Raw genomic sequence first — 12,548 nt, 5'->3', positions numbered from 1 at the left:
CCTGATGTATCTTTTGCCAGTATGGTAAAAAAAGAGGGAGAATGCTCTCCCTCCGCGTTATTAAGCATTTAATTTCGTTGTTTTCGTTCTTGTTTTCAAGTTCATATTAGGACGCTTGGAGAATGCTATAGTCAAAATGAATGGCACAACGAATGCAACCAGCATCGCGAGTGCAAACATTCCCATATGCTGCGGCTGGATGGATAGGATACCTGGAATCCCTCCAACACCGATTGAGTTTGCCATTACTCCAGACCCCACTGAAACGATGCCTGCAAAAAGTGAACCGATCATACCGGCTAAGAACGGAAAGCCGTATTTCAAGTTAATGCCGAACATGGCTGGCTCGGTTACACCGAGATAACAAGAAATCGTGGCGGGTATGGAAACTTGCCTTTCCTCCTGGTCTTTTCTGTTGATGTAAATCATTGCTAGCACTGCCGTACCTTGTGCAATATTGGATAATGCGATCATTGGCCATAGGTTCGTACCGCCAAGTTCACTCATAAGCTGAAGATCGATTGCGTTGGTCATATGATGCAGGCCTGTGATGACAAGCGGTGCATAGGCAAAGCCGAAAACGGCAGCAAACAGCCAGCCAACTGATGAAGTCAATCCGGAATATACAACCGTAGAAATGACAGAACCGATTTTCCAGCCTATAGGCCCCAGAATGGTATGGGCAATGATTACAGTTGGAAGTAAAGCGAAAAATGGAACGACGATCATGGAAATGGAATTGTGCACTTTATCTCTCAAGAACCGCTCTAAATACGCCAAGACGAACCCTGCAAGTATCGCTGGGATGACTTGTGCCTGGTAGCCGATCATATCGACTTGGGCAAAACCGAAATCCCAAAAAGGTATATCACTTGCCTTTGTGTTTGCCACTGCATATGCATTAAGAAGCTGTGGGGAAACCAGGGTCAAACCAAGGACGATGCCGAGAATTTGAGTCGTGCCCATTTTCTTCGAGATCGACCATGTAATCCCAACAGGAAGAAAATGAAAAATAGCTTCACCTATCAGCCAAAGGAAGGCGTGTACCCCTGCCCAAAATTGTGAAATATCCACAAGGGTCTTTGTGCTGTCATCGAACATTTTTATATCCCCAATAATATTGCGGAAACCAAGAATGAGTCCGCCAACGACTATGGCAGGAATTAGCGGGGTGAAAATATCCGCAAGATGTGCAATCATACGCTGCAGCCAGCTCATATTCTGTTTTGCTGCATTTTTCACATCTTCTTTTGACGCTTCCTGAAGTCCAGCTATGGAAACGAATTCATTATAAAACGATGATACTTCGTTCCCGATTATGACCTGGAACTGGCCAGCTTGTGTAAATGTTCCTTTCACAAGCTTAATCGATTCGATATTCGTTACATCCGCCTTGGCGGGATCTTTCAACGCAAAACGCATTCTTGTCGCACAATGCGTAACCGTCGCAATATTTTCTTTCCCTCCGACATGTTGGAGCAAATCCGTTGCTGGTTCTGTGTATTTACCCATTTCACTACTTCCTTTCCCTAGAAAGCAAAATATAGTTGTTTTTATAACCTGTACGTATAGGTTCTGTATACGCTTTCATATTATCCTGTACGTACAGGCTTTGTCAATAACTTTTTTCCTCACTTTAAAAGGATTGATTATCATGTACTTTCAATTGCAATTCTGTTATTGCTAATATGGATGTTTGATAACATCCATATTAACCCGTAATTTCTCAAGAAAGACGAGTAGCAATCGGAACCTTCAATCTTCTTGGATTTAATTGCTTTTTAATGTGATTAAGCATGAAAAGTAATTTTGCAATGTTTCACTATCATGAAATAATTAAAAACGAGGAACTCTCAGCTCCTCGTTTGTCAGATATAAGTGCTGGTAATCCTGTAATTAATCAAGATCTCCCAAACTTTTTTAAAAATCCATTATCTTTCAGCGTTTAATTTTACTTGCGTTTCTGCAACTTCCACACCATTTACAAGAAGTGATATTCGATGGATTCCCATGTAATGTCGCCGTGTCGTCAGGTCTTTCCAATTGTGAATCCTCACTCTTTCAACTTCTTCACCATCTGAGAAATCCCTATCTGCCAATAGGAAAATTTTACGGGAAGTTTTCTGATTCGCTTTCACAAAATCGATGGCATACTCGATGCGAAGTTTCACAGAGTTCTTTTCTTGAACTTGAAAACCGAAATGAAGTTCACTCGTTTCCCCAATACAAATCGAGTCTGGTTCATTTCTAATAAATGCGTTTGTAATGATATTCAGATTATTCAATATATCCGTGTATCCAAATAATGAAAGGACCTCTGAATCTGCTTGTCGAACTAAGGTCCTGCATCCCCGTCGAATAATCCAAATCGTGTTGGGTTCTCCGCTTTCATGCCAGCGCTTGGCAGTTTCTATTACGGTTTTGGGATGGTCTTTGGCAATATCATTCAAGTTATTGGCCACACTTTTGCGAACATACAGGGATGGATCGTTTTTCAGGTTCTCAAGTAATTCCAAGACTGGTGCCGGATCAGATTTGAACATCGGTAAAGCTTGCCCCCAAGGTAACCTGGGCCTGCATCCCTCACTAGCCAGCCTGCGGACATGCTCATCATCATGATTGGTCCATTCCTTCATCTTCTCGATCATTAAAACGGGATCAAGCAAGATAAAAGCACGGATTGCAAACTCAGAGGATGACCTTGCTGTAAAACGCTCCAACGCATCTAGCGATAACGGCCAATCTTTCTTATTCAATCCATGTACCTCTACAAAATCCGGGAAAAATAAATATCTAAACCCTTCACAATCCTTATCAAGCCGATACAAAATATCCAGAGCCTCTTGATAAACACTTGGAAGATGCTTTCCAAGAGTAATGGAAATGTGCCTTATCCGTTCTTTTAACTTCCTCTCGTCCCAATGCTCATCAATCACTTCCCCTATAAACGATTCAGTAGCGAAGGACGGATGGACACCCTTTACTTTTTCACCGAATTCACGAATGAACGTTTCATTATATAAATCCTTTAAAGGCTCAGCCATTTAATTCACTTCTTTTCTTCAGGTTAAATTTGCTTTTTCGATACTTGCACTACCTATCAGCTATCATTTCAAACTATGTTATGCACTCTCATCCATAGAGCGATACATTTCATTAAAAAAGGACAGCTTACTTTACAGAACAAGTCTGTCCAAAATCAAGTGAAGTTCATTCATCACTATTTGGAATGGCTGCATAATAGTTGATTCTATAGGGATCTATATACCTCTTTCCAATAGATGCAATCTTTGCACCAGAACCCGTTTCCCATAAGTCCATCTAATATCCCCATACAAAAGCCCTCCCGGAGTTTTCCTTTGTGTATAGTATGATAGTAGTAGCATATAAAGTAAAATATTCCTACCATATTAATGAATTAATCAAAACGACAAAAAGCCCACTCTGAAGAGCAAGGGCCTGCTTCTAGCTTTTATCAAAGAAAAAGGGTCAGAGTCCCACTGAGTTAATACTTTAACACCGTGGGGACTGACCTAATTGTCTATTAGACATTTTGATTTTAGCTTTATCTGACCTTTCTACTTATCTATTTAATTGTTTCACTTTTACAGGCTTTTTTTCCTTGCTTAATTTGATGATTTGACCGATAATACTGATGGCAATTTCTTCTGATGTTTCCGAGTCAATTTCCAATCCGATTGGAGAATGGACCTGCTCCAACTGTTCTTGCGTGACCCCTTCACTTTTTAACTTTTCAAATATGCTTATGACCTTGCGTTTACTGGCTACCATCCCAACATATGCAATCGGAAATTGCAGTGCCGTTTTTAATACAATATCATCACAATCTTTTGTAACAATTACCACATATGATTTTTCATTTAGGTTGGCTGCGAGCAAAGCCTTTCCAATATCCTCGTTCACAAAAAGGTTTGTCGCATTCGGAAAGCGTTCCTTTGTACAATAACCAACGCGATCATCGACAATGCAATAAGGATATTCGAGGAAATCAGCGAGCTTTGCCAACGCATGGCCTAAATGACCGGCCCCAGCCAGAATGAGTTCAGGCCTGCTTGTATAGACTTCAATAAAGACCCGTAACGTGCCGCCACAATTCATCTGAATTCCGTCTTTTGCATGTTTATTCAATTTATATTCAACGATTTTCGATTGGCCATCTTGGATCGCCTTTACACTATCTTCGATCACATAGTGTTCAGCCAAGCCCCCTCCGACAGTCCCTTCAATGGTACCATCCCGGTAGACAATCATTTTTCCAACATGCCTGGGAGTCGAGCCCTTTGATTCAATAATCATGGCTAAAGCAAAGGTTTCGTTATGACGCGTCAGCATGGCCACTTTTTCCATCAGCTGCATGAAAAGCTCCCCCCTATCTTTAAACATTAATTCGGTTGATATTGCTTCATGCTAAGAAAATAACGTAAAAGATGTAACGCAACGGTTTTTCTGTAAGCCGCAGTGGAGCGTTGATCGTCGATTGGTCTAATGATCTTATCGAAGGCTGCCACAATTTCAGCGATGTCTGCATCGGCTAATGGTATCGTTTTTCCAACCAGCTTCTTCTCAATATCAATGGAACGAACCATCGTAGGTCCGACCGCCCCGAAGGCAAATCGAATGTCATCGATTCGATCTTTGCTTATCCGGACGAAACCCGCAAACGATACTTTGGCAATGGCATCTGCGTTGCGGTTGCCGACTTTCTCGAAAACGACATGTGAATCTCCTAATACGAACGGCAGAATAATCTCCGTTACTATTTCATTGTGAAAGCGTTGAACCTGTCGTGGACCTTGAATGAAATCGCTAATCGCAACCATGCGATCACCATTTACGGAGCGCAACAGAAGCTTTGCATTGTATACATATAATAAAGGAAGCATGTCACCGGCTGGAGAGGCGTTGCAAATATTACCGCCTAATGTTCCCCGGTTTCTAATTGCCGGGGCAGCAATTGTTTTAATTGCATTCTTTAAAGCAAAAGGAATCAACGGATTTTCAAGTAATTCACTATAGGTACAGCAGGCCCCGATGTGGAGATCCTTGTGATGTTGATACACCTGCTTTAATTCGGAAAGATGATTAATAAAAACAATGGGTTTAGGGATTTTTGGAGGTACTCCCCTTCTACTTTTGTGAAGAACCATAACATCGGTGCCCCCGGCTATGATTGCACAATCTTCTCTATTCAATTGGCTCAAAGTTTCGTCTAAACGCTCGAAGCGATACGCTGTTATTTTCTCTATCATAAGCCATCACCTTTTTTAGCTGCTAGGTTAATCGCCTCAACAATCATATTGTAGCCCGTACATCGGCACAGATTTCCGGAGATGCCCTCACGAATTTCAGCCTCTGAAGGATGAGGATTTTCAGATAACAAAGCTGCACTTGCCATAATCATTCCCGGTATGCAATAGCCGCATTGCACTCCCCCGGCTATGGAATAGCTTTCATCTAAAATTTTAAATTGTTCCGTTTCAATGATGCCTTCGATCGTTTGAATATCGGCACCAGCAATCGAGCCAATTGGAATAAGGCAGCTGTTTTGCAGGAGGTTATTCACAAAAACACTGCAGGCTCCGCACTCCCCTTCACCACAGCCTTCCTTTGTTCCGATTAACTCAAACTCATCTCTTAATAAATCTAGTAATCTTGCTGTAGCAGGGGCGTCCGTTTCTACCGTTCTTCCATTTAGTGTGAATTTAATCAACCCTCTTCACCTTCTTTCATCCAAAGACTTTCAATAATGACTTCCGGTGTAATCGGAATTTGCTGAAAAGAAGTGTGCAGGGCATCCTCAATCGCAGCTTGGACTGCTGGAGCGCCTCCGATTAAAGTCAATTCACCTGCCCCCTTCGCCCCGTATGGACCATCAGCATAGGGGTTATCAAAGACCTTGCTTTCAATTGAAACAATATCCAATGAAGTCGGCGGTCCATAATCCGATATGCTTTTTTGTTGGATTCTACCTTGTTTTGACGTCATCTTTTCTAGATAACCATATGCTAGCCCTTGAGCCAAACCACCGTCAATTTGGCCTTTCATAATCCGTTCATCGATGACCTTCCCAACTTCATAATTGCCGTATACTTTTTCTAACTTTAAATTACCTGTTAACGTATCAACTTCTACTTCAACGATATTAACGCCCCATGAATAAGCCGGGTAGGCATCTCCAGTGAAGGTTTTCTCGTCCCAAGGAATCATTTCACGGTGAACATAGTGCTCAACCACTTCCTGTTCCACCCCTGTTTGCCACTGATTCTTAAGTTTTTTTGCGGCCCGCTCAAGCAATTTTCCGACAATCATCGTCGTCCTGGAAGCTACGGTCGGACCCGAGTCGGGAACCTCTTTTGTGTCGGGATAAGGGTACAAAATATCTTCGAACGGGAGGTTAAGTTCTTTGGCGACAATTTTACACAACGTCGTCAAAATACCTTGTCCCATATCAGAGTTTGAGATTTTTAGTGATACCTGGTCGTCCTTTGATTTAACCAGTTTCACCTTTGCTTTAATATGATCTCTTTCGCCACTGCCAGTAAATCCACAGCCGTGGAGGAACAACGAAGTTCCTATGCCTTTTTTATAGCGCTGATTTTGTTGATTTAAGCGCTGAAAGTCTTCTTTTTTCTTCTTGTATTCTGACACGTTGAGTACGTCCTCAATCATATCTTCCACTAATATCGGGTCGCGGAATTTACCTTTGGTGATGGTGGGGTCTCCTTGTTTGACGAGGTATTTTCGTTTATATTCAAGCGGGTCGATTTTTGCCAGTTTACTAAGATGTCCAATATGACTTTCGATTCCGGCAAAGCTTTGAGGAGCACCAAAGCCTCTGAAGGCGCCGTTCGGAACGGTATTGGTTTTTAAGACATAGCCTTTTGCATGAAAATGCGGAATTTTATAAACACCGGCACTGTTTAATAATGCGCGCTGCAGCACGACAGAGCTCAATCCAACATTTGCCCCTCCATCGAGAAAGATATCAACACACATGCTCAAAATATTTCCTTCCTTATCAAGGGCCGTCCGATATTTGAGTTTGGCCGGATGCCTTTTCGTCGTTACCAGCATATCCTCAGAACGGTCGAACACGAGCATTACCGATTTTTTTACTGCTCTTGCGGCAACGGCTACGTGACAAGCCATCATAGAAGGATAATCTTCTTTGCCGCCAAAACCTCCGCCGGTAGGACTTTGAACAACCCTGACTTCATCGTCACCACAGGCTAATGCGCTTAGCAATGCATTTTTTATATAATAAAGACATTGCATCGATCCCTGGACGACAATTTCATCATCCTTATAAACGGCGAGCATTCCTTGCGGCTCAAGATAGACATGCTCCTGATAACCCGTATCATATTCTTCTTCGATGATTTGATGGGCTCCCTGCTCGATAGCTGAAATGTTTTCTAAGCTTTCCCCAAATTCATAGCTTGCCAAAACTAAGGATACTGATTTTTGCTTTATCGCTTCGTCCAATGTATAGATAGCCTGATGTTCTTCAAATTCAACCTTCACTTCATTTAACAAACTGTACAGGATATCCAGGTCTTTGCCCGTGAGCATGAGAATTGGCTCACCAATATAATTGACCCACTCATTGGCAAAAATGGGCTGATCTTCTTTGATAATTTTGACATAATTCGGTCCGGGGATATGCTCTGCTCCAACAGCTTCATACCCTTCTGGAAGGTTAGGTAATTGAATGGATATGATTTTTCCATAAGCAATTGGCGATCTATACAAAACACCATAAACCATATTTTCCACTTTTACGTCACTAATATAGGGCAACTGGCCCGATACTTTACCTTTATGGTCCTTTTTGGGCACTGAGGTGCTTATGTCTTTGAGATTCATTGCAACAACACCCTTCGACTCATTTTTTTAATGGGACATATTCTGAATAGAAACCTCTTCCAATGATTTTATCAATGAGAATGATCTTTTATGATTCATTTCTATTCAAGATTTTCGTAGTTTTTATTTTTATTTTTACTTCGAGAAATTTAAAGCATTATCGTAATCAATGGCTTTTTGGTAATCCTCCGGTGTATCAACATCCATTAATACTCCCGCGTCATCTACATTCATGTATTGCTTTTCGTAACCGCCCAGGACCACACGCAAATTACTTTCTGGATTGGTTTCGAGAATTTTCTGTTTCACTTCGCTTGATAATTTAATGGGATGGCCGCCTTTATAGTCAAAGCTGGGAATAACCACGTTTCCTTTGTGTTTTGCTAGTAGCTGAACAGTCTCTTTTTTTACAAGCGGACAATCGCCGGGTGTTATAAAGAAGGTTGGGGCATTTACTTCGTTGCAGCCCTTTTGAATGGAATGAAACATTCCCTGGTTAAAGTTTTCATTATAAACAAACTTGATCTGAAATGAATAGGCATTTTCACTGATAATTTTGACAATTTCCTCTTGGATGATTTCCGCTTGAAATCCAGCTACGACGATGACCTTGTTGCATAATCCTTCAAATTTAGAGATCGTTTGCTCCAACACGCTCATTTGCCCCATCGGCAAAGTCATTTTAAATGCATTCGCTCGGCTGGAATATCCAGCAGCCAGGACGATTGCTTCCATATTCGTCACCTTCTACCTATCATTTTTCTTTAATCTCACAATAAAATCACAAGCGGAGGAAGGATTTGCTGTATGGACTATTAAGAGAACATTGATTGTTTATGTTTTGAATTTTAATTAAAGAATCTGATACTGTTTTTTCTTTATATGCGTAAAAGCCTCATTATATTACTTATGGTACGCTTCACCGTAGTTATTTAAGAGGCAAAAAACAGACAGGATAAATATTTTCCTGTCTGTTTTGTTTATTCAAAATAAGAATCAGAATCATTTCACCCCTAATTTTTCACAACATTAAAATTATTTTAGGTGTAAACTATGTTCCCACATACTATATGTGTAGAGTGCAGACGGTAGGAAAAATACAAAATAAAGATGAGATGTAGTGGTGCATGTTTGCTTATCTATTTTCTTGTTCATGAATTAAAGGTATACAGCACGGTAATTTAACTAAGTTAGTTTCACCTTTTAAAACTCCTAAAGATATCATTATCTTTAACCTTATTAGGTTACACACTGTAAATAATTCTAATCAGATGGTCGTCGCCATCTTCATGAATACGTATTTGTTTATAATAATGTATATATATTGATTTAAAAGTGGAATTACCTTAGAATTAAAACAAAGATTACCTTTTTAGGATATCGAACCCACCCACCTTTAGCAAAGAATGGAAGGGTTCAATGAAAGGCATTGTCGTTAGAAGTCTCCTTTACGGGACTGCTAACGACAATGCCTTTTTCTTTAACTAAATCTAAATTTAAGAAAGACAAAACATTTCTAATAAAATGAATGAGTGTTGTTTCCGCTATTTATTTTAATAATTTGAAATAAGGTAATTTCAATGACTAGGAGGTCCTATAAATGGAGTTTGTTACAAGTGTAATCTCATCAGTCAGCATTAAAGTAATTGGTATTGGCGGCGGAGGAAATAACGCCGTTAACCGTATGATCGAACATGGAGTTAAAGGTGTAGAATTTATAGCTGTTAATACAGATGCACAAGCTCTTAATTTATCAAAAGCAGAGATCAAGATACAAATCGGTGCAACATTGACAAAAGGTTTAGGATCAGGGGCAAATCCAGGGGTAGGTAAACAAGCAGTTAAAGAAAGCAAAGAACAGATCCAAGAAGCATTAAAAGGTACAGACATGGTACTCATTACAGCCGGAATGGGCGGCGGTATAGGAACGGGTGCTGCCCCTGCCATTGCTCAAATTGCCCGTGAGCTTGACATACTAACCATTGGCGTTGTAACACTACCGTTTGCGTTTGAGGGCAATAAGCGTGCAACACAAGCAGCAGGAGGAATCTCCTTAATGAAGAAAGCAGTGGACACATTAATTGTTATTCCAAACGATCGCTTATTGGAGATTTTACATAAAGATACACCAATGTTTGAAGCATTTCTTGAAGCGGATAATGTTATTCGCCAAAGTATCCAAGGTATATCGGATTTAATTGCTGTACCAGGTTTAATCAACATTGATTTTGCAGACGTGAAAACAATCATGTCCAATAAAGGGTCTGCCTTAATAGGCATTGGCAGAGCAACAGGTAAACATCGCGCTGCGTAAGCTGCAAAGAAAGCCATTTCCAGTCCGTTACTTAACACTTCCATCGACGGAGCCCAAGGTGTGCTAATGAAACTCACAGGCGCCAATATAAGTCTATATGAAGTACAAGAGGCAGCAAATATTGTTACTTCCGAGGCAGACTCAGAGTTAAATATGATTTTCGGTTCTGTTATTAATGAAAACTTAAAAGATGAAATTATAGTAATTATCATTGCTACTGGCTTGAATGATCAAGAGGTTCCATCATTGAAAATGCCTGCGCGCCCTTCAATAACAGAAATGGAAAAACGGCTTTCACACGAGTTTTGATGCAAAATACGATCATTATAATTCACCAAGACCACAGTTAGTGAAAGTCAAATAGAAGGTATGGGGCAAGAATTATCTGAAAGTCCAGAAGATGGGACATTAATAGTTTCTATTAAGCTCCTTTTAACCTTTTCATATCCATAAAAAAGGTATGGAACCTGAAAACAGTAATAGATCGGTTTGTTTTCCCGCATTTTCTATTTATAGACTACTTTCTTCCACATATCATATTGAACGGAAATGAATTGTTTGGGAAACATGGGAAAGTGGATTGATATGGATTCCAACAAAATATTTTGAGCCTCTTACCCCGATTTTCATGTTGTTTCACCTCGAAAATCAAATAGTATTTTTATTATATGGCAAAATCTTATTAGCACTTAAAAAAATTCACCAAAAATCATGCTTTGAAAAGTGAAAGTCCATCTCGTCATTGTTTGAAATTTAAGAATGGGGACCTCTTTACGGAGGTCCCCATTAATGAAGGCAAGGATTCTTGTTCAACGGTACAATTCATTACGGAATATCATGTCCCATCGAGCTTGTTAAAATGTTAAACCATTGTTCTTTTTCCATGCTTAGGTTTAGTGAATCAATGGCGCTGTCCAATCGTTCTTTCTTACCTGATCCAACGATCGGAATGATTTTTGCAGGATGTCTCAACAGCCATGCATACATCACTTCATCTATTCCATTGGCCCCGATTTCTTCTTTTACGATTTCTAACGTTTTTCTTAAGCGGACAGCCTTTTCATTCGACTCCTCAAAAATGCTTCCTCCTGCAAGCGGTGACCATGCCATCGGCGCCACGCCCATTTCCTGACATAAGTTCATGGTTCCGTCTTCGAAGTTTTCAAGATTATATGCAGAAAGCTCCAGCTGATTCGTCACAAGCGGATATTCTAGATAAGATTGAAGCATATCCCATTGCGGTTTTTTGAAGTTCGATACTCCAAAGTTACGGACCTTTCCTGATTCCTTTAATTGATTAAACGCCACAGCCGTTTCCGCAGGGTCCATCAGGGGATCAGGACGATGGATAAGTAATAAATCAATATAATCCGTTTTAAGATTCATAAGAGATTGATCAACAGACTTTATGATATGGGCTTTACTAGTGTCATAATGGTGACTTTTATGGGAAGGACGTTTTTTTGATTGAAGAACTATGCCACATTTCGTAACGATCTCCATTTTATCGCGTAAAGATGGCTTTAATGAAAGTGCGTTCCCAAAAATCTCCTCACACGTATAACTGCCATATATATCGGCGTGATCATATGTAGTGACGCCACGATCCATTCCGTGTTCAATAAGAGATAGGATTTCCTCGGTAGAAAATCTCCAATCCGCTAATCTCCACATACCGTGTACAATTCGTGAAAGACTAAGCTCATCAGTTAGATTGACTCTTTGCATGTTTTTCTCCCCTTTGATCTTGCTAATTAATTGTTTGTATTTCTATCATGATTATCCTACGTTAATTTGTGTCAGTATCATTCGCTGCTGCCTTGAACAATAGTATAATTTAAAATTTCGGAGAATCCTAATTTTGAGTGACCCTATTATGCCATATTTCTTTTGTTAATGTTCATGAACTTAACTTAAGAAATTTTGTCGTGCCATTTCACCCGATAGTTCCATAAGAAAAAGGCTGCCGCAGCAACCTCTTAAACCCTCTATCAGCATGAATCACTTCGTTAGTTCTTTTGTGTTTTCTCGTGCAATTCCACGATTTCTATCGCTAAATCTTTTGTTGTCATGGAAGTCATCAAGTGATCTTGAGCATGGATCAAGAGCATTGGAATATCGAATTTCTCACCATTCACTTCTTGTTGAATCAATGCGGTTTGGATTTTATGTGCAGCAACAAACTCATGTTCCGCTTCCTTTAATTTATCCTGGGCATCGCTTGATTTACCTTGTTTTTGCAAGGCGATGGCTTCCATTGCACAACTGCGGGCATTCCCGCTATGGAGAATTAATTGAAATGATAATTCTGAAAGATCCTCTTTTGTTTTCGTCATTTTACCACTCC

General features: G+C 40.2%; 9 protein-coding genes and 2 pseudogenes. 2 read left to right on the top strand and 9 right to left on the bottom strand.

The annotated features are described in order from the left end of the window. Positions 1-60: 60 nt before the first annotated feature. Both treP and ACSR9O_RS05015 read right to left on the bottom strand, forming a co-directional pair. On the bottom strand, positions 61-1,512 hold the full coding sequence (treP, locus tag ACSR9O_RS05020; RefSeq protein ID WP_101221630.1) for a PTS system trehalose-specific EIIBC component: 1,452 nt from the start codon (positions 1,510-1,512) through the stop codon (positions 61-63). A 419-nt stretch (positions 1,513-1,931) separates the two neighbouring features. Next, positions 1,932-3,044: a DNA alkylation repair protein gene (locus tag ACSR9O_RS05015; protein WP_491724053.1), complete on the bottom strand. Its 1,113-nt coding sequence runs from the start codon at positions 3,042-3,044 to the stop codon at positions 1,932-1,934. 99 nt (positions 3,045-3,143) lie between these two features. Here ACSR9O_RS05015 and ACSR9O_RS05010 point away from each other — a divergent pair. Beyond that, positions 3,144-3,241, top strand: a pseudogene (locus ACSR9O_RS05010) (IS6 family transposase); the annotation flags it as partial. A gap of 341 nt (positions 3,242-3,582) precedes the next feature. Here ACSR9O_RS05010 and ACSR9O_RS05005 read toward each other — a convergent pair. From ACSR9O_RS05005 to ACSR9O_RS04985, 5 genes are all read right to left on the bottom strand, one after another. After that, positions 3,583-4,377 (bottom strand): XdhC family protein, encoded by a 795-nt coding sequence (locus ACSR9O_RS05005; protein WP_491724052.1) that lies wholly within the window; start codon positions 4,375-4,377, stop codon positions 3,583-3,585. A gap of 26 nt (positions 4,378-4,403) precedes the next feature. Beyond that, positions 4,404-5,270: an FAD binding domain-containing protein gene (locus ACSR9O_RS05000; protein ID WP_101221628.1), complete on the bottom strand. Its 867-nt coding sequence runs from the start codon at positions 5,268-5,270 to the stop codon at positions 4,404-4,406. Continuing rightward, positions 5,267-5,731, bottom strand: a complete 465-nt coding sequence (locus ACSR9O_RS04995; RefSeq protein WP_034312987.1) for a (2Fe-2S)-binding protein — start codon at positions 5,729-5,731, stop codon at positions 5,267-5,269. The genes ACSR9O_RS05000 and ACSR9O_RS04995 overlap by 4 nt, the downstream gene beginning before the upstream one ends. Next, positions 5,728-7,887, bottom strand: coding sequence for a xanthine dehydrogenase family protein molybdopterin-binding subunit (locus ACSR9O_RS04990; protein WP_491724051.1), 2,160 nt, complete (start codon positions 7,885-7,887; stop codon positions 5,728-5,730). Before ACSR9O_RS04990 ends, ACSR9O_RS04995 begins: the two co-directional genes overlap by 4 nt. A gap of 135 nt (positions 7,888-8,022) precedes the next feature. Next, entirely contained in the window at positions 8,023-8,622 is a 600-nt protein-coding gene (locus ACSR9O_RS04985; protein WP_434169254.1) for a nucleotidyltransferase family protein, read from the bottom strand. An 865-nt stretch (positions 8,623-9,487) separates the two neighbouring features. Here ACSR9O_RS04985 and ftsZ point away from each other — a divergent pair. Continuing rightward, positions 9,488-10,510 (top strand): annotated as a pseudogene (gene ftsZ, locus ACSR9O_RS04980) (cell division protein FtsZ). 516 nt (positions 10,511-11,026) lie between these two features. On the opposite strand, the gene ACSR9O_RS04975 reads toward ftsZ, so the two are convergent. Then, positions 11,027-11,929: an aldo/keto reductase gene (locus ACSR9O_RS04975; RefSeq protein ID WP_260357258.1), complete on the bottom strand. Its 903-nt coding sequence runs from the start codon at positions 11,927-11,929 to the stop codon at positions 11,027-11,029. A gap of 281 nt (positions 11,930-12,210) precedes the next feature. Continuing rightward, positions 12,211-12,537: a PTS sugar transporter subunit IIA gene (locus tag ACSR9O_RS04970; protein ID WP_491724050.1), complete on the bottom strand. Its 327-nt coding sequence runs from the start codon at positions 12,535-12,537 to the stop codon at positions 12,211-12,213. Between the last annotated feature and the right edge of the window lie 11 nt (positions 12,538-12,548).

Source organism: Peribacillus sp. B65 (assembly GCF_058513295.1).
The sequence above is the reverse complement of the archived record's forward strand: the minus strand, read 5'-3'. Positions and strand labels throughout refer to the sequence as shown.

Coding starts and splice junctions, on each gene's coding strand:
- treP (WP_101221630.1), bottom strand. CDS start 1,512: ATGGGTAAATACACAGAACCAGCAACGGATTTGCTCCAACATGTCGGA.
- ACSR9O_RS05005 (WP_491724052.1), bottom strand. CDS start 4,377: ATGCAGCTGATGGAAAAAGTGGCCATGCTGACGCGTCATAACGAAACC.
- ACSR9O_RS04990 (WP_491724051.1), bottom strand. CDS start 7,887: ATGAATCTCAAAGACATAAGCACCTCAGTGCCCAAAAAGGACCATAAA.
- ACSR9O_RS05000 (WP_101221628.1), bottom strand. CDS start 5,270: ATGATAGAGAAAATAACAGCGTATCGCTTCGAGCGTTTAGACGAAACT.
- ACSR9O_RS05015 (WP_491724053.1), bottom strand. CDS start 3,044: ATGGCTGAGCCTTTAAAGGATTTATATAATGAAACGTTCATTCGTGAA.
- ACSR9O_RS04970 (WP_491724050.1), bottom strand. CDS start 12,537: ATGACGAAAACAAAAGAGGATCTTTCAGAATTATCATTTCAATTAATT.
- ACSR9O_RS04975 (WP_260357258.1), bottom strand. CDS start 11,929: ATGCAAAGAGTCAATCTAACTGATGAGCTTAGTCTTTCACGAATTGTA.
- ACSR9O_RS04985 (WP_434169254.1), bottom strand. CDS start 8,622: ATGGAAGCAATCGTCCTGGCTGCTGGATATTCCAGCCGAGCGAATGCA.